This window comes from Falsiroseomonas sp. RANM36 (assembly GCF_056682175.1).
This window is the reverse complement of record NZ_JBWXTD010000006.1, coordinates 295169-314100: the sequence shown is the minus strand read 5'-3', so window position 1 is coordinate 314100 and position 18932 is coordinate 295169. Positions and strand designations below refer to the sequence as shown.

At 70.5% G+C, this 18932-nt stretch carries 14 protein-coding genes and 2 pseudogenes; 8 read left to right on the top strand and 8 right to left on the bottom strand.

Annotated features, from left to right (window positions below):
* Nucleotides 1-3: 3 nt before the first annotated feature.
* Genes AC1MIR_RS23050 through AC1MIR_RS23025 form a run of 6 tightly spaced genes read right to left on the bottom strand, consistent with a single transcriptional unit; the run spans nt 4 to nt 5898 of the window.
* Nucleotides 4-780, bottom strand: coding sequence for an enoyl-CoA hydratase-related protein (locus AC1MIR_RS23050; protein WP_480030523.1), 777 nt, complete (start codon nt 778-780; stop codon nt 4-6).
* Entirely contained in the window at nt 777-1925 is a 1149-nt protein-coding gene (locus tag AC1MIR_RS23045) for a CaiB/BaiF CoA transferase family protein (RefSeq protein WP_480030522.1), read from the bottom strand. Before AC1MIR_RS23045 ends, AC1MIR_RS23050 begins: the two co-directional genes overlap by 4 nt.
* Nucleotides 1922-3268 (bottom strand): FAD-dependent oxidoreductase, encoded by a 1347-nt coding sequence (locus AC1MIR_RS23040; RefSeq protein WP_480030521.1) that lies wholly within the window; start codon nt 3266-3268, stop codon nt 1922-1924. The genes AC1MIR_RS23045 and AC1MIR_RS23040 overlap by 4 nt, the downstream gene beginning before the upstream one ends.
* Before the next feature lie 10 nt (nt 3269-3278).
* Nucleotides 3279-4115, bottom strand: a complete 837-nt coding sequence (locus AC1MIR_RS23035; RefSeq protein WP_480030520.1) for an ABC transporter permease — start codon at nt 4113-4115, stop codon at nt 3279-3281.
* Entirely contained in the window at nt 4112-4891 is a 780-nt protein-coding gene (locus AC1MIR_RS23030) for an ABC transporter ATP-binding protein (RefSeq protein WP_480030519.1), read from the bottom strand. The genes AC1MIR_RS23035 and AC1MIR_RS23030 overlap by 4 nt, the downstream gene beginning before the upstream one ends.
* On the bottom strand, nt 4891-5898 hold the full coding sequence (locus tag AC1MIR_RS23025) for an ABC transporter substrate-binding protein (protein WP_480030518.1): 1008 nt from the start codon (nt 5896-5898) through the stop codon (nt 4891-4893). The genes AC1MIR_RS23030 and AC1MIR_RS23025 overlap by 1 nt, the downstream gene beginning before the upstream one ends.
* Nucleotides 5899-6082: 184 nt before the next feature.
* On the opposite strand from AC1MIR_RS23025, the gene AC1MIR_RS23020 reads away from it, so the two are divergent.
* The 4 genes from AC1MIR_RS23020 (at nt 6083) to AC1MIR_RS23005 (ending at nt 12345) form a co-directional block, all read left to right on the top strand.
* The gene (locus AC1MIR_RS23020) at nt 6083-7354 is read left to right on the top strand and encodes an amidohydrolase family protein (RefSeq protein ID WP_480030517.1); all 1272 of its coding nucleotides are present in this window, start codon (nt 6083-6085) and stop codon (nt 7352-7354) included.
* Nucleotides 7355-7610: 256 nt separating this feature from the next.
* Complete coding sequence (locus AC1MIR_RS23015) at nt 7611-9443, top strand: FAD-dependent oxidoreductase (RefSeq protein WP_480030516.1); 1833 nt, start codon at nt 7611-7613, stop codon at nt 9441-9443.
* Nucleotides 9444-9457: 14 nt separating this feature from the next.
* On the top strand, nt 9458-11293 hold the full coding sequence (locus AC1MIR_RS23010) for a 2-oxoacid:acceptor oxidoreductase subunit alpha (protein ID WP_480030515.1): 1836 nt from the start codon (nt 9458-9460) through the stop codon (nt 11291-11293).
* A complete protein-coding gene (locus tag AC1MIR_RS23005; RefSeq protein ID WP_480030514.1) occupies nt 11290-12345 on the top strand; it encodes a 2-oxoacid:ferredoxin oxidoreductase subunit beta in 1056 nt (351 codons plus the stop codon). Before AC1MIR_RS23010 ends, AC1MIR_RS23005 begins: the two co-directional genes overlap by 4 nt.
* A gap of 11 nt (nt 12346-12356) precedes the next feature.
* Here AC1MIR_RS23005 and AC1MIR_RS23000 read toward each other — a convergent pair whose 3' ends face one another.
* Nucleotides 12357-13391 carry a D-2-hydroxyacid dehydrogenase gene (locus tag AC1MIR_RS23000; protein WP_480030513.1) on the bottom strand — a complete coding sequence of 345 codons (1035 nt, stop codon included), beginning with the start codon at nt 13389-13391 and terminating at the stop codon, nt 12357-12359.
* A 94-nt stretch (nt 13392-13485) separates the two neighbouring features.
* Between AC1MIR_RS23000 and AC1MIR_RS22995 the strand changes: the two genes are divergently transcribed.
* The 3 genes and pseudogenes from AC1MIR_RS22995 to AC1MIR_RS22985 form a co-directional block, all read left to right on the top strand.
* Nucleotides 13486-14994: an MFS transporter gene (locus AC1MIR_RS22995; protein ID WP_480030512.1), complete on the top strand. Its 1509-nt coding sequence runs from the start codon at nt 13486-13488 to the stop codon at nt 14992-14994.
* A 24-nt stretch (nt 14995-15018) separates the two neighbouring features.
* Nucleotides 15019-15819 (top strand): DeoR/GlpR family DNA-binding transcription regulator, encoded by an 801-nt coding sequence (locus tag AC1MIR_RS22990; protein WP_480030511.1) that lies wholly within the window; start codon nt 15019-15021, stop codon nt 15817-15819.
* Nucleotides 15820-15847: 28 nt separating this feature from the next.
* Nucleotides 15848-16117, top strand: a pseudogene (locus AC1MIR_RS22985) (HAD family hydrolase); the annotation flags it as partial.
* A gap of 456 nt (nt 16118-16573) precedes the next feature.
* On the opposite strand, the pseudogene AC1MIR_RS22980 reads toward AC1MIR_RS22985, so the two are convergent.
* Nucleotides 16574-17158, bottom strand: a pseudogene (locus AC1MIR_RS22980) (SPFH domain-containing protein); the annotation flags it as partial.
* Between the two features lie 112 nt (nt 17159-17270).
* Here AC1MIR_RS22980 and AC1MIR_RS22975 point away from each other — a divergent pair.
* Nucleotides 17271-18740, top strand: coding sequence for a sulfatase family protein (locus tag AC1MIR_RS22975; protein ID WP_480030510.1), 1470 nt, complete (start codon nt 17271-17273; stop codon nt 18738-18740).
* The last annotated feature ends 192 nt before the right edge of the window (nt 18741-18932 follow it).

Below are 18932 nucleotides of genomic sequence, written 5' to 3'. Positions count from 1 at the left end.
GCGCTACATCCCGCGCCAGACCGGCTTCCGCTTCTCGACGAAGGCCGCGACGCCTTCGTCCTGGTCCTTCGATTGCAGCGCCTCGATCAGCGCGGGCAAGCGCGCGGCCTGCGCTTCCTCGGCGGAGAGATGCGCGGTGCGGCGGACGCTCTGCTTGATCGCGCGGACGGAAAGCGGCGCGCAGAGCAGGATCTGCTCCAGCCAGCGGTCCACCGCCGAGTCCAGTTCCGCGAAGGGCACCACCTCGTTCACCAGGTGGACGCCGAGCGCCTCGGCTGCCGTGATGCGCCGCCCCGTCAGCATCATGCCGAGCGCCATGCGATAGGGGATCTGCCGCTGCAGCAGCGCCATGCCGCCATCGAGCGGCAGCCGGCCGAGGCGCGGTTCGGGCAGGCCCATGGTGGCGTTCTCGGCGGCAACGATCAGGTCGCAGCCCAGCACCATCTCGAAGCCGCCGCCGAGCGCATGGCCGTTCACCCGCGCGATCACAGGAACATCGAGCGTGGTGCGCAGCGCGATGCCGCCGAAGCCGCCGGGGCGGGGCGCGGCCCAGTATTCGAGGCCGGTGACGTTGCCGGAATCCTTCACGTCGGCGCCGGCGCAGAAGGCGCGTTCGCCCGCGCCGGTCAGCACCACGGCACGGATGTCGCGGCGCGCTTCGATCTCCGTCCAGATGCGCTGGAGCTCCGCCTCGGTCTTCCGGTCCACGGCGTTCATCGCCTCGGGCCGGTTCAGCGTGACGCGGGCGACGTGGTCCCTGACTTCGAAGAGAACGCTCATTCGGCCGCCATCTGCTTCGTCAGCTCGGCCTTCACCTCCTCCGTGTGCCGGCCGAGCTTCGGGGGCGCGATGCGCAGCGTGACGGGCGCGTCGGTCATCTTGATCGGCGAGCCGACCAGGCGCATCGGCTCGATCTCGCCGGGGCCTTCCAGGATCATCTGGTTGATCGTGGCCTGCTCGTCCTCCAGCGCCTCGGCCAGGCTGCGCACGGGCGCGCAGAGCAGGTCCTCGGCCTCCAGCCGCGCCAGCCAATACGCCGTGGTGTTGGAGGCGAAGCGCTCGCGGAAGATGTTCTGGAGCGCCGGCTTGTTGGCGACCTGCGCGGCGAAATCCGCGAAGCGCGGGTCCTTGCCGAGATGGTCGATCCCCAGCGCCGAACTGATCGAGCCGAGCGGATCCGCCTTGAAGGCGCCGACCATCACCAGCGCGCCGTCGGATGTCGGGAAGACGCCGGAGAGCGGCATGGCGCCCCAGTTCACTTCCTTGCCGCGCATCAGGTAGGCCGCGCCCTCCTGCGTCTGCGCGGCCAGCATGGAATCCAGCAGCGAGACGGCGATGCGCTGGCCACGGCCGGTCTTCTGGCGCTGCAGGATCGCGAGCAGCACGCCCTGCACGAGATGCATCCCGGCAGAGTAGTCGGCGAAGGTGGTGGCGTGGACGGTCAGGGGCTGGTCGGCGTTGGAGCGGCGATGCATGACGCCGCTCATGGCCTGCGCCAGCACGTCCTGCCCGCCCTTGTGCGCATAGGGGCCTTCGAGGCCGTAGCCGGTGCCGACGGCGTAGATGATACGCGGGTTGATCTTCGACAGATCCTCCCAGCCGAAGCCCAGCCGCTCCATCACGCCGGCCCGGAAATTGTTGACCACGACGTCGGCGGTGCGCGCCAGGTCGAGCACGACCTGCCGCTCCTCCTCCTTCCGCAGGTCCAGCACCACGCTGCGCTTGTTGCGATTGAGCGAGCAGAAGACCGGCCCGAGCAGCCCGGCGGGGTCGGGGAAGGCGGTGCGGGAGAGGTCGCCCTGCGGCCGTTCGATCTTGATCACGTCGGCGCCGTAGTCGGCGAGCATCTGCGTCGCCACCGGCCCCATCATCACCTGCGTGAAGTCGATGACGCGGATGCCCTCCAAGGGCAGAGGCGTGGTCATGCGGCCTTCTCCAGCAGCTTCGCATTGGCCGAGGGGATGTCGCCCGGATCGCCGCCCTGGGCGCGCACGCGGGCGCAGATGTCCTTCACCGGCACGGCGCGCAGCGACACCCCGCGCCGTGCGGCCAGCGCCGCCGCGATGCCGGCCGACTGGCCCATCGCCATGCAGGGCGGGATCTCCCGCGAATTCTTCTGGGCCGACTCCGTCGCGGAGTAGTGGCGGCCGGCGACGACCAGCCCCTCGATCCCCTTCGGCAGCATCGAGCGATAGGGCGTGTAGTAGTCGCGGCCGCGCGCCACCGTGTCCGGGAACCAGACGCGGTCCATCACGTCCTCCTTGGTCACCACATAGTCGCCGATCAGCAGCCGCGTCTGCCGGATGCCGAGCTGCGGCGCGACATCCACGACGAAGCACTTGGCGAAGCCCGGCATGTTGGCGCGGATGAAGTCCACCATCGCGTAGATCCGCTTGCGGCCCTCGAAATCCGCCTTGGTCGTGTCCGCGACCGAGATGCCGTCCAGGCCGACCATGTGCGGGCAGTTGCACCACACCACGCCGGGCAGCGGCGTCTTCAGCCACCACCGATCCCACGACCCGCCGATGATTTTTTTCGCCTGCTTGTCGAGCGCGGCGAACTTCTCCGGCTCCTCCCACCGAAAACGCTCGGCGGCGTCGGTGTCGACGCCGCCGAGGCGGAACACCGTGGTCAGCATGTAGCTGCCATGCACATGCGGGCTGCCGGCGGCGACCGCCACATCGAGGTCGCCGGTGGCATCCACCACCACGCCGCCCATGATGGCCTGGCGGCCTTCCTTGGTCTCGCAGATCACGCCGGTGATCCGGTTCCCCTCCATCACCGCGCGCGAGAACCACGAGTTGAGCCGAACATCCACGCCAACGTCGAGAATCATCTCGTTGGAGACGCGCTTCCAGCCATCGGGGTCGAAGGCGGCCGCCATGACGATGGGCTGCACCTTGCCGCCGGCGCGGAAATCGAACAGGCCCCAGCTCGCCCACTTCTTGTGCATCTCGAGCGTGGCGTTGCGCTCGGCTTCCGGCGGGAAGACGCAGGCGTCGATGCGCGCCATGCGCTCGATCATCTCCATGCACAGGCCGGTGGTGGTGATCTCGTTGCCGTTGTGCATGTCGTCCAGCACCAGCACCATCCCGCCCGCGGCGAGGCCGCCGAGATAGGGGTAGCGCTCCAGCAGCGTGACGCTCGCGCCTTCGCGCCGCGCCGCAACGGCGGCGGCGAATCCGGCGGGCCCGCCGCCGACGACGACGACATCGCTGCGCGCGACGACGGGGGCCTGGCCGGCCGCCTCGGTGATGCGTTCGGTCATGGGCGTTTCCTCAGGCGTTGTTGGCAGGCTGCCAGCGGATGAAGTAGCGCTCCGCCGCGACGATCACGGCGAAGAACAGCACCGAGAAGGCGCTGCCGACGATCACGGTCGCGTAGAGCATCGGGCTGTCGAAATTGTACATGGACTGGATGATCAGCGCGCCGATGCCGTAGGTGGAGCCGATCCACTCGCCCACGATGGCGCCGATCACGGCCGTGGAGGCGGCGATCTTCAAGGCCGAAAAGAGATACGGCAGCGCGTTCCGCAGCCTTAGCTTGAAAAAAATCTCGCGCTCGCTGGCGGAAAGCACGCGCATCAGCTCCATCGCCTGCGGGTTCACCGATTCCAGCCCGCGCACCATGTTCACGAGCGTGGGGAAGAAGCAGATCAGCGCCGCGATGGCGATCTTCGGCTCCATGCCGTTGCCCATCAGCAGCACCAGGATCGGCGCCTTGGCGACCACCGGGATCGTGTTGATCAGCACCACCACGGGGAAGAACGCCTCCTCCATCGTCTTGCGATGCACGAAGACGGTGGCGACGATGATCGCCGCGAGGTTGCCGAGCGTGAAGCCGGCGAAGGCCTCGATCGCCGTCGGCACCAGGTTCTGCAGCAGCACGTCCCACCGCTCCACCAGCGTGGCCAGGACAAGCTGCGGCGAGGGCGCGACGAAGCGCGGCACCTCCCAGAACCAGACGATGAAGGCCCAGAGGCCGATGAAGCCGCCGATGCCCGCGATCGGCAGCAGGCGCCGCCGCCAGGCGAGGCGACGCATCTTCCGGTGATGCGCTTCCTCCGCCGCGCGCAGGCCGGGATCGGCGGGGATGTCCGCGGTGGTGGTGCTCATGCGGCGCGGCGTCCCATGGCGTCACGGAGGCCCGCGACGATGCGGATGAAGTCCGGCGTCTCCCGGATGGCGAGGTCGCGGTCGCGCGGCAGGTCCACCGCGACCCGCGCCGCCACCCGCCCCGGATTGGCGGCGAGAACGAGCACCTGCTCGCCGAGATAGACGGCCTCGTAGACCGAATGCGTGACGAACAGGATGGTGGTGCCCGTCTCCGCCCAGATGCGGCGCAGCTCCTCGTTCAGGCGGTCGCGCGTGATCTCGTCCAGCGCGCCGAAGGGCTCGTCCATCAGCAGCAGGCGCGGCCCGCCGAGCAGCGCGCGCGCGATGGAGACGCGCTGGCGCATGCCGCCCGACAGCTCATGCGGGAAGCTGTTCTCCCAGCCTTCCAGCCCGACGAGCTTCAGCAATTCGCGCGGCGGCGGCGCGCCCGGCGGCAGCGCGCGTGCGCCGCCGACTTCCAGCGGCAGCTCCACATTCTGGATCGCGGTGCGCCAGGGCAGCAGCGCGGCGTCCTGGAACACGAAGCCGAGCGCCCGCGCCGCCCGCGCCTCGGCCGGCGTGGTGCCGAACACCGTCGCCGTGCCGGAGGAGGGCGCGATCAGGTCGGCCACCACGCGCAGCAGCGTGGACTTGCCGCAGCCGGAGGGGCCGAGCAGCGCCAGGAAGCCGCCCGGCTCCACGTCGAAGGAGACGTCGTGCAGCGCCGTGACGGTGCGGCGATCCGTCACGAACCGCACCGTCACGTTGCGGCAATCGACCGCCGCGTTGAGGGACATCACCCGATCTTCGGCCGTGCGTCCGCCGTCATGCGCAGGATGTTCATCGTCATCACGTCGTCCAGCTTCGGCGGCGCGCCGCGGAACTGGCCGAGCTGGGCGTAGAGGTCGATCTGGTCCTGCCAGACCTTCGGATCCATCGTGCCCCAGCCCTCGGCCGCGGTCTTCGGGCTGAAGGCGTATTTCAGCATGACGTCCAGCGCCTCGCGCTCATCGGCCAGCTTGAGGTTGGTGAACTCCTTCACCAGCATCTCCGCCGCCTGGTCGCGGTTCTGGTTCGCGAAGGCCCAGCCGCGGCCGGAGGCGCGCAGGAACTTCGCCAGCACGTCGGCCCGGCGCTCGATGGTCTGCGCCGTCGCGTAGTAGGGCAGGGCGTAGAGCTGCACGCCCGTGTCCCACAGCCGCATCACGACGGGATCGGGGATCACGCGCATCGCCGTGGTGTTGGTCAGCCAGCCCGTGACGACATCCACCTGGCCGGTCATCAGCGGCGACATGTCCGCGCCCATCGGGATCACCTGCACCTGGTTCTCCGCGATGTTGTGCTTCGCCAGCATCGCGCGCAGCAGGATCACCGCCGTCGATTGCGTGCCGACCTTCTTGCCGATCAGGTCGCGCGGCTCCCGCACCGGCTTCGACGCGCGGGAGATGTAGCTGAAGGGATGTTCCTGCGCGCCGGCCGCGAAGCAGCGGATCGGGATGCCCTGGCTGGAGGCCAGCATGAGCGAGGGCGAGGAGGAGACCTGCCCCACCTCGAACCGGCCGGAGGCGACGATCGCCACGCCGTCGATGCTCGGCCCGCCGGCCTGGAAGCGAAGCTCCAGCCCCTCCTGCTCGTAGTAGCCGAGCTGCTTGGCGCAGACCTCGCCGATCTGGTTGCCGGAGAGCAGCCAGCCGAGCTGCAGGTTCACCACCGTGCGGCCCTGCGCCGAGGCCTCCACCCCCACCATCGCCCCGGCCGGCGCCGCCGCCGATGCCTTCAGGAAGGTCCTGCGCCCGATCGCCATCCCTCGGCTCCCTCTCGCCTGTTCGCGCACGGCCCCGCCCCGCGGCGGAGTCCGGCGCGGCATGCAAGCATGCACCGGGCGTTCGCAGAAGTGCAGAAATTCGGTCCTGGCGTGCGCAGTTCGCGAACGCTTGACCCGCCGCCGCGCCGGCGGTCCGCTGCCCCCGCAAGGGCGGGAGAGGCGCATGGCGCTGGTGCTGCAGGACGCGACCGTCCTGACCGTGGACGAGGCCGACCGCGTGCTGCGCGGCGTGGACATCCGCATCGAGCAGGGCGCCATCGCCGCGATCGGCCCCGGCCTGGCGCGCCCCGGCGACGACATCCTGGATTGCCGGCGCGGCGTGGTGATGCCCGGGCTCGTGAACGTCCACACCCATGCCGCGACCGCGCTGTTCCGCGGCCTGGCGGAGGATCTGCCGCGCGACTTCTGGGCCGGCGCCTACAAGGTGCCGGGGGAGGAGCGCTTCGGTCCGGAGGACTACGCGCTGTCGCTCCGCGCCGCCTGCGCCGAGTTCCTGGCCAATGGCGTCACCTGCATCGCCGACCGGCTCGCCGGCATGGACCGGCTGGCGCCGGTGATCGAGGCCAGCGGGTTGCGCGCCGTGGTGGGCAGCACCCTTACCGATCGCCGCGTCGGGGATGCCTGGCGGGAGACGGACAGGCTGCTGGAGCGCTGGGGCGCCGACCCGGCGCGATCCCGCGTGACGGCCGCCATCGCGCCGCATGCGCTGGATTCCTGCTCGGACGCGTTGCTGCGGGCCTGTGCCGCGCGGGCGGAGGCGGCCGGCGCGCGGGTGGTGCTGCATGTCGCGCAATCGGCGCCCGAGGTCGCCGCGGTGCGCGCACGCGGCCATGCGGGCGCGCTCGCCTGCCTGCGCGCCACCGGGCTGACCGGGCCGGGCGTGGTCGCCGCGCATTGCATCTACCTCGACGAGTCCGAGATCGAAGGCTGGTGCGCGGACGGCATCGCCATCGCCCATTGTCCCGCCAGCAACCTCAAGATCGAGGCGCGCACCATCCCGCTGCATCGCTATGCGGGCCGCGTGCCGGTGGGACTGGGCACGGACTGGACCGCCTCCGACAACAGCATGGACATGCTCTGGGAAGCGCGACTCGCCGCGCTGGTCGGCAAGATGAACGCCGGCGATCCCACCGCGCTGCCCGTCCGAACCATGCTGCGCATGCTCACCATCGAGGGCGCGCGCGTGCTCGGCCTCGATCACCTTGTCGGCAGCGTGGAGCCCGGCAAGCGCGCCGACCTGATCGTGCTGGACCGCGACCGGCTGGAGATGGCGCCGGCGCACGACCTGGCGGCCAATGTCCTCTATTCCGCCTCGCCGCGCAGCGTGCGCGACGTGCTGGTGGAAGGCGCGATCCTCAAGCGCGACCACCGCCTGGTGCGGGAGGAGGAGGCTTCTCTCCTCGCCGCCGTGGAGAGCGCCGGCTGGGTGCGTTGACGCGCGGGAAGGGTCTAGGCAGCGCGGGCCGGCTGCGCCATCCTCATCCCGTTACGCGCGTCGCAGCATTTGCTGCGGTGCGCCAAGAATGCCGGTTGTGCAGTGCAGTAGGATCCTGGGGAGGATCCCGTCGTTGCGCCTGACTCGCGCTTCGCGTGGCACGCCTTCCCGCCGCGCATGCCGTGGTGGCCGGACCTTCGCCTGTGACGACCCCGGGGGCGCGAAGCGCCCAGGCACAGGCGTGAGGAGGAACGGCGTGAAGGTCACGCAGGCCAGGTCTCCCGAGCATTTCCACAAGGTCGTGGATTGCCAGTACGCATGCCCGGCGCACACGCCGGTGCCCGAATACATCCGGCTGATCGCCGCGGGCCGCTACACCGACGCCTATATGGTGAACTGGTGGTCGAACGTCTTTCCCGGGATCCTCGGCCGCACCTGCGACCGCCCCTGCGAGCCCGCCTGCCGCCGCGGCCGGGTGGAGGAGGAGCCGGTCGCGATCTGCCGCCTCAAGCGCGTCGCCGCCGACAACAAGGATGACGTGACGGCCCGCCTGCCGCGCCCGGCCGCGCGGCGCAACGGCAAGCGCATCGCCTGCATCGGCGGCGGCCCGGCCTCGCTGACCGTCGCGCGCGATCTCGCGCCGCTCGGCTACGAGGTCGTCGTCTATGACGACAACGCCAAGGCCGGCGGCTTCATCCGCACCCAGATCCCGCGCTTTCGCCTGCCGGAGGAAGTGATCGACGAGGAGGTGGGATACGTCATCGGCCTCGGCGTGGAGACGCGGCTCAACAAGCGCGTGGACAGCCTGAAAGCGGTGCTGGCCGAGGGCTATGACGCGGTCTTCGTCGGCACCGGCGCGCCGCGCGGCCGCGATCTCGGCATTCCCGGCCGCACGGAAGCGGCGCAGAACATCCATATCGGCATCGACTGGCTCAACTCCGTCTCCTTCGGCCACATCAAGGAGGTCGGGCGGCGCGTCGTGGTGCTCGGCGGCGGCAACACGGCGATGGATTGCTGCCGCTCCGCACGCCGCCTCGGCGGGCAGGACGTCACGGTGGTGGTGCGCTCCGGCTTCGAGGAGATGAAGGCGAGCCCGTGGGAGAAGGAGGACGCGATGCATGAAGGCATCCCGATCCTCAACTACCTGGTGCCCAAGGAATTCACCCATGCGAATGGCCGCCTGACCGGCGTGCTGTTCGAGAAGGTGGCGGCGCAGCGCGATGCGAACGGCCGCCGCCAGCTTCTGCCCACGGGCGAGCCCGACCTGCACATCCCCTGCGACGACGTGCTGGTGGCGGTCGGGCAGGAGAACGCCTTCCCCTGGATCGAGCGCGACATCGGGCTGGAGTTCAACCGCTGGGGGCTTCCGGTCCTCGACGAGACGACGCACCAGTCAACGCTGCCGCATGTCTTCTTTGGCGGCGACGCCGCCTTCGGCCCGAAGAACATCATCTGGGCCGTCGCGCATGGCCACGAGGCCGCGGTGTCCATCGACCTGTTCTGCCGCGGCGAGGACATCCAGAACCGCCCGCCGCCCGAGACCTCGCTCATCAGCCAGAAGATGGGCATCCATGAATGGAGCTACGACAACGACGTCTCCATCGATCTCCGCTTCAAGGTGCCGATGCGCGAGGCCGAGATCGCGCTGAAGGACATCCGCACCGAGGTGGAGCTCGGCTTCACGCCGGAACTCGCCTTCAAGGAAGCCGAGCGCTGCCTGAACTGCGACGTGCAGACGGTCTTCACCCCGAAGCTCTGCATCGAATGCGATGCCTGCATGGACATCTGCCCCACCGACTGCATCAGCTTCGTGGAGGATGGGGAGGAGAGCGAGCTGCGCATGCGGCTGCGCGCGCCCGCCAACAACCCGTCGCAGGACCTTTATGTCGGCCTCGGTCTCAAGACCGGGCGCGCGATGGTGAAGGACGAGGATGTGTGCCTGCATTGCGGGCTGTGTGCGGAGCGGTGCCCGACCGGTGCCTGGGACATGCAGAAATTCCTGCTCGAGACCGCGAAGCCGAAGGCGCAGCCCTGCGGCCGGGCCGCGGCGCCACTCATGCCGGCGCCGGTCGCCGCGCCCGAACGCTGAGGACAGCCATCGCCATGCCTCTCGCCGCCATCAACGACTTCGTCGTCAAGTTCGCCAACGTCAACGGCTCCGGCTCCGCCTCCGCCAACCAGCTCTTCGCCAAGTCCATCCTGCGCATGGGCATCCCCATCGCCTCGCGCAACATTTTTCCTTCGAACATCCAGGGCCTGCCGACCTGGTTCGAGGTGCGCGTCTCCGGGGCCGGCCATCTCGGGCGGCGCGGCGGCGTGGACCTGATGGTGGCGATGAACCCGCAGACCTGGGACCGCGACATCGCGGAGATCGAGCCGGGCGGCTACCTGTTCTACGATTCCACGCGCCCCATTCCGCAATCCCGCTTCCGCCAGGATGTCACCGTGATCGGCGTGCCGCTGACCGCGATGTGCAACGAGGCCTATGACGATCCGCGGCAGCGCCAGCTCTTCAAGAACATCATCTATGTCGGCGCGCTGTCCGCCCTGCTGGACATGGACCCGGAGGCGCCGGCACAGCTCATCCGCGAGCAGTTCCGAACGAAGGAAAAGCTGATCCAGCCGAATCTCGACGCGCTGAAGATGGGCCGCGATTGGGCGATGGCGAACCTCTCCTGTCCGATCGGCCTGACGCTTGCGCGGATGGATGCGGTGGGCGAGCGCATCTTCACGGATGGCAATTCCGCCGCCGCGCTTGGCGCGGTCTATGGCGGTGCGACGGTCTGCGCCTGGTATCCGATCACGCCCTCCACCTCGCTCGCGGAAGGCTACGAACGATACGCCCGGAAGTTCCGCACCAATCCGGACGGGAGCAAGCGCTACGCCATCGTGCAGGCCGAGGACGAGCTGGCGAGCATCGGCATGGTGATCGGCGCCGGCTGGAACGGCGCGCGCGCCTTCACCGCGACCTCCGGCCCCGGCATCTCGTTGATGGGGGAGTTCGTCGGCCTCGCCTATTTCGCGGAGATCCCGGCGGTGATCTTCGACGTGCAGCGCGCCGGCCCGTCCACCGGCATGCCGACGCGCACGCAGCAATCGGATGTGCTCGCGGCCGCCTATGCCAGCCATGGCGACACCAAGCATGTTGTCCTGCTGCCCGAGGACCCGCATGAGTGCTTCTCGATGGGCGCGGACGCCTTCGACCTGGCCGACCGCCTGCAGACGCCGATCTTCGTGCTGCTCGACCTCGACATTGGCATGAATGACTGGCTCTGCGAGCCCTTCCGCTGGGACGATTCGCGCCGCATGGACCGCGGCAAGGTGATGACCGCCGAGGAGCTGGAGGAGGGAAAGACCTTCGGCCGCTACCTGGACGTGGATGGCGACGGCATTCCCTTCCGCACCTGGCCGGGCACGCATCCCACGAAGGGCGCCTTCTTCACCCGCGGCACCTCGCGCGACCGCTACGCGCGCTACACCGAGGAAGGCGCGGCCTATGTGGACAACATGCAGCGGCTGCTCCGCAAATTCGACACCGCGAAGCAGATCGTGCCGCGACCGGTCGAGACGCGCGCGAAGCAGGCGACGCCGCTCGGCGTGATCTTCTATGGCTCGACCTCCGCCGCCATGCGGGAGGCGCTGGAGGCGCTGGAGGCCGACGGCATCCACCTCGATGCTCTGCGCATCCGCGCCTTCCCCTTCCATGACGACGTGCTGGACTTCGTGCGCCGGCACGAGCGCGTCTTCCTGGTGGAGCAGAACCGAGACGCGCAGCTGCGCACCCTGCTGGTGAACGAAGGCGAGCTCGATCCCGCGCGCATCGTCCCGGTGCTGCATTACGACGGCACGCCGATCACCGCCCGATTCATCCGCGCCGCGATCGCCGATCGCGCCGTCGCAACCAACGTCGTCGCGCTGCGCGCCGGAGCCGCCGAATGACCTTCCTCAACAAGTCCAGGTTCCACCACCCGCAGCTCGCGCCGAACGCGCTCGGGCTCACGCGTCGCGACTACGAAGGCGCGATCTCCACCCTCTGCGCCGGCTGCGGCCATGATTCGGTCAGCGCCGCGATCATCCAGGCCTGCTTCGAGCTGGACCTGCCGCCGCACCGCATCGCCAAGCTTTCGGGCATCGGCTGTTCCTCGAAGACGCCGACCTACTTTCTCGGCGCCGCGCACGGGTTCAACTCCGTCCATGGCCGCATGCCCTCCGTGCTGACGGGGGCGAATCTCGCGAACCGCGACCTGGTCTATCTCGGCGTCTCCGGCGACGGCGACAGCGCGTCCATCGGCCTCGGCCAGTTTGCGCACAGCATCCGCCGCGGCGTGAACATGACCTACATCGTCGAGAACAACGGCGTGTACGGCCTGACCAAGGGCCAGTTCTCCGCCACCTCCGACAAGGGGTCGAAGGCGAAGAAGGGCACGATCAACACCGACGAGCCGATCGACATGGTGGCGATGGCGCTGCAGCTCGGCGCCACCTTCGTCGGCCGCAGCTTCTCCGGCGACAAGGCGCAGCTCGTCCCCCTGATCAAGGCCGCGCTGCGCCATCCGGGCGCCGCCTTCATCGACTGCATCAGCCCCTGCGTCGCCTTCAACAACCACGAAGGCTCGACAAAGAGCTTCGACTTCGTGCGCGCGCACAACGAGGCGGTGAACCGCCTGGACGTGATCCTCGGCCGCGACCACATCGAGGCGGAGTACGAGCCCGGCACCGCCATCGAGGTGACGCAGCACGACGGCACCGTCCTGCGCCTGCGCAAGCTGGCCGAGGAACACGACCCGACGGACCGCGTCTCCGCCATGAACCACCTTCAGGAGCGCAAGGCGGCCGGCGAGATCGTCACCGGCCTGATCTTCGTGGACCCGGAGCCTGAGGAACTGCACGGCCATCTCGGCACCATACCCGGGCCGCTGAACGCGCTCGGCGATGCCGATCTCTGCCCGGGTGCGGCGGCGCTGGAGAAGGTCAACGCCGCCTTGCGCTGAGATAGCCGCCCTCAATACATCAGGCGCTTGTCCAGCACGTTGATCATCTCCTGCCGGCGCCCGTCCAGCCAGCAGCGCAGGTTGTGCAGGAAGATGTCGGTGATGCGGGCGTTCTCGCTGTCGACCGTGCTGGCGGAATGCGGGCTGATCAGCACGTTCGGCATGTCCCACAGCGGGCTGTCCACCGGCAGGGGCTCCACCTCCGCCACGTCCAGCGCGGCGAAGCCGATATGGCCGCTGCGCATCGCATCGATCAGCGCAGGCTCTTCCACCACCTGGCCGCGCGCGATGTTGACGAAGGCGGCACCCGGCCGCATTGCCGCGATCGCCGTCGCGTCGATGATCCGCTCCGTCTCCGGCGTGTGCGGCACGGTGACCACCACCGCATCCGCGCGCCCCAGCGCCGCATGCAGCGCCGACGAAGGCAGCACCTCGTCGAACAGGTCGTTGTGGGCGCGCGCCTTGGCCGGGTCGCGCGCCACCGCGACCACATGCATCTCCAGCCCCTTCGCCACCTTGGCGCTGCCGCGCGCCAGGTCGCCGGCGCCGATGATCACCAGCGTCTTGCCGCCGACCTCGTCCGCGCAGTAGCGCGTCCAGCGATGGGCGCGCTGCTCCGCCTGCAGATGCGCCAGCCCCCTGAAATGCGCCAGCAGCGCCATGAAGACGAATTCCGCCAGCGGCCGCGCATGCACGCCGCGCGCCGTCGTCACCAGGATGTCGCTCTCCCGCAGGCCGACGCGCGCGATGTGCTGCCCCACCCCTGTGCTCGTCGCCTGGATCCAGCGCAGCCTGGGTGCCTTCTTCAGCTCCTCGGCGGAGGGGATGTCGAAGCTGATGGTCGCCTGGGCGAGCATCGCCTCCCACCGCGCCTGCTGGTCCGCGTTGCGGGTGAACGGCGCGCCCTTGTGGTCGTTCCTGTAGCGCGTGGGCGGCAGCAGCTCCGGCGCGTAGAGAACCTCGATGCGCGAAGGGTCCAGCGCCGCGATGCGGGCGACATGCTCGGGCTCGAGCGGGGAGGAGATGAAGATCTTTTCGCGTTCCATCTGGATCACTTGCGCCGATGCATGGCCATGATGGCGACCAAGGCCGCCCCCCTGCAACCGAGGGAGCCCCGATGACCGATCCCACGCCGCCGGCATGAGCGCCGCCGCCGAAGCAGGGCCCGCACCCGGCCCGCTGGCCTCGCTGCGCCGCCTCAACCGCCGCACCCTGCCGCCGCTGCTGATCTACCTGGCCGCCGGCGCCAGCGGCTTCGCCGCGATCGCCGAGACCTTCTGGGTGCGCGAGCGCCTGGGCCTGCCCGCGACGACGCTGCTGGCGCTGGCCGCCTGGCTGACCGTGCCCTGGACCCTGAAGATGGTGGTCGGCCACATGGTGGACACGGTGCCGATCCTCGGCTCGCGCCGCCGGTCCTACATCCTGCTCGGCGCGCTGCTGCAATGCGGCGCCGGCCTGGCGCTGGCCTTCGCGGCCTCCGGCGCGCTCGCGCTGCGCATGGCGGAGCTGGTCTACATCGCCGCCTCGCTCACCGTCGTGGTGGGGCTCGTCGTGCAGGACTGCGTGGCCGACGCCATGACGACGGAGGTGGTGGACCGCACCGCACCGGACGGCACGCCGCGCGATCCCGCCCTGGTGCAGGCGGAACTCGGGGATGTGCAGGTGCTCGGCCGTGTCGCGCTGATGGGCGGCGCCTTCGCGACGGCGGGCCTCGGCGGGTGGGCGGCGCAGGTGCTGCCGGTCTCCACGGTGTTCCTGATCGGCGCCGCGATCCCGCTGTTCTCCATCGCCGCCGCCTTCCTCGCCGAGGAGACGCCGGGCGAGCCGGAACGCCCGGACGCGCGCATCCTCGGCGGCGGTGGCGCCTTCGCCGCGGCGCTGCTCGCGCTTGGCATCCTCGACCCACCCTTCGCGCCGGAGATCGGGCTGCTGCTGACCCTCGGCGTGTTGGTCTATCTGCTGCGCACGACGATGGAGGGCGTGCCGCCGGCCACGCAGCGCGCGATGGCCGCGGCGGCGGCGGTGATCTTCGCCTTCCGCGCCGCGCCGCCGGCGGGGCCTGCGCTGCAATGGTGGCAGATTGACTTGCTGGGCTACGACCAGGCCTTCTTCGGCGTGCTGGCGCAGATCGGCACCGGGCTTGCCATCGCGGGGTCGCTGCTGCTCGGCGCGCGCATCGTGCGGATGCCGCTCGGCCGCGTGCTGGCGTGGCTCGCGATCCTCGGCGCCGCCTTCTCGCTGCCGACCATCGGCATGCTGTTCGGCCTGCATGAATGGACCGCGGCGCATCTCGGCTTCGGGGCGCGGACTCTCGGGCTGGTGGACACGGTGCTGTCGGCGCCGCTGGCGCAGCTCGGCATGATCCCGGTGCTGACGCTGATCGCGGTGCATGCGCCGCCGGGGCGACAGGCGACCTGGTTCGCGCTGGTCGCCAGCCTGATGAACCTGGCGCTGCAGGCCGGCAACGTCTTCTCCCGCGGGCTGAACGCCGTCTTCCCCGTGGCCCGCGGCGACTACGGGGAACTGCCTGCCCTTGTCATCGCGGCGACGGTGGTGGGCCTCGTGCTCGCCCTCGGCGCCATCGCCCTGCTCGGCCGCTGGATCGCCCCCGGCAAGCCCCCGGCGCCCTCGGGACCGGCGACAGGATGAGGCAGGTCTGTCATCCTGCGGGTCATGCCCCGCAGGACTGACGGCGCCCCGGCCAAGGCGCAGCGGCATCGCCGCATCCTCGCCGCGCTGACCACCGACCCCACGGTGCGCATCTCCGCGCTCGCCACGCAGTTCGGCGTCTCCGCCGAAACGGTCCGCCGGGACATCGAGGAATTGTCGGCCCAGGGCGCGGTCCGGCGCACCTATGGCGGCGCTTCCGTCACCCATGCCGGCCTTCAGCCCGAATTCTCCTCCCGCGAGCGGATGGCGGTGGCGGAGCGCGCGCGGATCGGGGCCGCCGCCGCGGCGATGGTCGCGGAAGGCGCGGTGGTGATGCTCGATGCCGGCAGCACCACCACGCATTTCGCCCGTGCGCTGGCCGCCCGCGGCATCGCCGCGACGGTGCTGACCAACAGCCTGACGGCCGCGACGGAGCTGGCGTCCGGCGGCGGGCCGGGCTTGCGCGTGATGCTCTGCCCCGGGGAGGTCAGCGCCGCCGAGCGCGGCGTCTATGGCTCGGAGACCGAGGCCTTCCTGCGCCGGTTCAACGCGGACCTCGCCGTGATCGGCGCCTCCGGGCTGACGGAGGAGGGACCCTGCGAGGTCGTTTCCCACGCGGCCTGGGTGAAGCGCGCCATGCTCGCCCGCGCGCCACGCCGCGTCCTGCTGGCGGATTCGGGAAAATTCGGGCGCGGCCTGCTGGAATGCGTCTGCCCGCTGGCGGAGCTGACCGACCTGGTCACGGAAGACGCTCCGCCCGCACCGCTCGGGGCGGCGCTCGGCCGGGCAGGGGTCGCGGTGACCCTGGCGGGTGCGGCGTCGTGATGTTGTGGATCTCCACATCGGCTGCGGCATGTGCCACACTCGCGGCATGGGTTCGCTCACCCGCCCGCCGGCCTCGCCCGCGCCGCTGCACGCCGCCGCCCCCGCGCGGCTGGCCGCGCTGCGCTGGGTGCTGACCGACATCGACGACACCCTGACCACCGAGGGCCGGCTGACCGCGGAGGCCTATGCCGCGCTGGAACGGCTGCAGCAGGCCGGGCTTCGCGTGGTGCCCGTCACCGGCCGGCCGGCCGGCTGGTGCGACATGATCGCGCGCCTCTGGCCCGTCGCCGCCGTGGTCGGGGAGAATGGCGCACTTTGGTACGCGATGGACCACGCGGCCCGCCGCATGCGCCGCCACCATGTGCAGGACGAGGCGGCGCGCGCCGCGGCCCGCGCGCGGCGCGCGGCGCGCGCCGGGCCGGCGCTGGCCCGGGGGCCCGGCCGGCGCATCGCCGCCGCCCGGCGCACGCAGCAACTCCATCGCCTGCACCACCCCGCCCGCCAGCGCCGAGCTTTCCATTGGCACGATGACCAGGCGGGAGGTGGGATTGGCCGCGATCGCCTCGAAGGCGCGGACGTATTTCTCCGCCACGAAGTAGCGCAGCGCATCGCCGCCCGACCCCGCGGCCGCCTCGGCCACCATGCGCGTCGCGTTGGCCTCGGCCTGGGCCAGGCGCTCGCGCGCCTCGGCGTCGCGCATCGCCGCGTCGCGCCGGCCTTCCGCGGCCAGCACCAGCGCCTGCTTCTCGCCTTCGGCCCGCGCCACCGCCGCCCGGCGCTCGCGCTCGGCGGTCATCTGCAGGTTCATCGCGCGGATCAGGTTGTCCGGCGGCTCGATCTTGCGGATCTCGACGCGGCTGACCTTGACTCCCCAGGGCTCGGTCGCGCCATCCAGCACGGTCAGCAGCGTGGTGTTGATGCGGTCGCGCCCGGACAGCGTCGCATCGAGGTCGAGTTCGCCGACCACCGAGCGGATGTTGGTCATCGCCAGGCTGGTCAGCGCCAGGCTGAGGTCCTGCACGGCATAGGCGGCCTTGGCCGGGTCCATCACGCGGTAATAGACGATGCCGTCGGTCGCGACGGTCGCGTTGTCGCGGGTGATCACCGCCTGCTCCGGGATGTCGAGCACCACTTCCTGCACGTTCAGGCGGCGCCCGATGCGGTCCACGAAGGGGATGATGAGGTTCAGCCCCGGCTGCAGCAGGCGCGTGAAGGCGCCGAAGCGCTCGACCGACCAGACCTCGCCCTGCGGCACGGTGCGGATGCCCTGCGCGACCGTCACCACGGCAAGGATCACCAGCGCGACCAGCACGATGGTGGCGAGCGGAAGGTCTTCCATCGGCGGACTCGGAGCTCCTTCTCGGACCGTCGGCGGATATAGCGCATTCCCCCCTTTTCCGCGCGCCCCATCGCGGCCAGCATCGGGGCCGCAATCCGGGGAGGGGGCATCCGTGGCGGCCAGGCCGAAGCAGAACCTGCTGTTCATCCTGTCGGACGAGCACAATCCGAAGGCGCTCGGCTGCGCCGGGCATCCCTTCGTCCAGACGCCGAACCTGGATGCGCTGGCGGCGCGCGGCACCCGCTTCACGGCGGCCTACACGCCCTCGCCGATCTGCGTTCCCGCCCGCGCGGCGCTCGCCACCGGGCGGAACCTGCATGCGATGGGGCGCTACTACGACAATGCCGATCCCTATGACGGCCAGATGCGATCCTGGCACCATGCGCTGCGCGAGTCGGGACATGAGGTGGTCTCGATCGGCAAGCTGCATTTCCGCGGCCTGCCCGGGGACGACCATGGCTTCACGGAAGAAAAAATCCCGATGCATGTGGTGGAGGGCAAGGGCGACCTGCTCGCGCTGATCCGCGACGAGACCGCGCCGCCGCGCCAGGGCGCGGTGAAGATGTCCAAGGCCGCGGGACCGGGCGAGAGCGACTACACCCGCTACGACCGCGACATCTGCGCGGCGGCGCAGATCTGGCTGCGCGAGCGGGCGAAGGCGGCGCCCGACAAGCCCTGGTGCCTGTTCGTCTCGCTGGTGACGCCGCATTTCCCGCTGACCGCGCCGCCCGAGCACTACTACCGCTATCCGCCGGAGGTCGTCGGCATGCCGAAGCTCTACGGCAGGGAGGAGCGGCCGACGCATCCCTTCATCGCCGACTATGCCGCGACCGTGCCCTACGACGCCGCGGTGAAGGATGCCGCGACGGCGCAGCGCATGATGGCCGGCTATTACGGCCTGGTCTCCTTCATGGACGAGCAGGTGGGGAAGATCCTGGCGGCGCTGGAGGACAGCGGGCTCGGGGCGAACACGCGCGTGCTCTACAGTTCCGACCACGGCGACAATGTCGGCGCGCGGGGACTCTGGGGCAAGTCGGTGATGTACGAGGAAGCCGTCGGCGTGCCGATGATCCTGGCCGGCGACGGCGTGCCGGAAGGCGCGACCTGCGCGACGCCGGTCAGCCTGACGGATGCCTATGCCACCGTGCTCGACGCGGTCGGCTGCGCGGAAGCGCCGCCCGAGGGCTCGACCTCGCTCTTCGACATCGCGCAGGGGCTGGATGGCGGGCGCCGCGTGATCAGCGAGTATCATGCCACCGGCTCGCGGGAAGCCGCCTACATGCTGCGCGAGGGGCGCTGGAAATACGTGCGCTACGTCACCTACCCGCCGCAGCTCTTCGACCTCGCCGCCGATCCGGAAGAGCTGCGCGACCTGGCCGGCGACCCGGCGGTGACGATGGACGAGACGTTGCTGGAGCTGAACCTGCGGGAGACGCTCGGCGAGGATGTGGCCGTGCTCGACGCCGGGGTGAAGGCGCGGCAGGCGGCGATCCTGGCGGCGAATGGCGGGCGCGAGGCGGTGCTGGCGCGCGGCGACCTGCCCTATTCGCCGCCGCCCGGCGTGAAGCCGGCCTGGAGCTGAGCCCCCTGCGTCGGCGCACCCGATTCATGCCCGCCTGACAGCGGGCTGACATGCCGCCGGCGCAGGCGGGCCACGGCCGCCTGCGGCCCGGGCGGGTGCGGCATGCGAAGAGCGAGCGCGGGCCGCGGGCCGGCGCCCTCGGGATGAACGCCGGGTCGGCCGCGGGCGCGCGGGCGGCGGGTCCGGCGCGGC

Excerpts from the sequence above, each read along its gene's own strand:
- AC1MIR_RS23040 (WP_480030521.1), bottom strand. The coding sequence starts at position 3,268 with ATGACCGAACGCATCACCGAGGCGGCCGGCCAGGCCCCCGTCGTCGCG.
- AC1MIR_RS23025 (WP_480030518.1), bottom strand. The coding sequence starts at position 5,898 with ATGGCGATCGGGCGCAGGACCTTCCTGAAGGCATCGGCGGCGGCGCCG.
- AC1MIR_RS23050 (WP_480030523.1), bottom strand. The coding sequence starts at position 780 with ATGAGCGTTCTCTTCGAAGTCAGGGACCACGTCGCCCGCGTCACGCTG.
- AC1MIR_RS23035 (WP_480030520.1), bottom strand. The coding sequence starts at position 4,115 with ATGAGCACCACCACCGCGGACATCCCCGCCGATCCCGGCCTGCGCGCG.
- AC1MIR_RS23010 (WP_480030515.1), top strand. The coding sequence starts at position 9,458 with ATGCCTCTCGCCGCCATCAACGACTTCGTCGTCAAGTTCGCCAACGTC.
- AC1MIR_RS22990 (WP_480030511.1), top strand. The coding sequence starts at position 15,019 with ATGCCCCGCAGGACTGACGGCGCCCCGGCCAAGGCGCAGCGGCATCGC.
- AC1MIR_RS23030 (WP_480030519.1), bottom strand. The coding sequence starts at position 4,891 with ATGTCCCTCAACGCGGCGGTCGATTGCCGCAACGTGACGGTGCGGTTC.
- AC1MIR_RS22995 (WP_480030512.1), top strand. The coding sequence starts at position 13,486 with ATGAGCGCCGCCGCCGAAGCAGGGCCCGCACCCGGCCCGCTGGCCTCG.
- AC1MIR_RS23005 (WP_480030514.1), top strand. The coding sequence starts at position 11,290 with ATGACCTTCCTCAACAAGTCCAGGTTCCACCACCCGCAGCTCGCGCCG.
- AC1MIR_RS23000 (WP_480030513.1), bottom strand. The coding sequence starts at position 13,391 with ATGGAACGCGAAAAGATCTTCATCTCCTCCCCGCTCGAGCCCGAGCAT.
- AC1MIR_RS23020 (WP_480030517.1), top strand. The coding sequence starts at position 6,083 with ATGGCGCTGGTGCTGCAGGACGCGACCGTCCTGACCGTGGACGAGGCC.
- AC1MIR_RS23045 (WP_480030522.1), bottom strand. The coding sequence starts at position 1,925 with ATGACCACGCCTCTGCCCTTGGAGGGCATCCGCGTCATCGACTTCACG.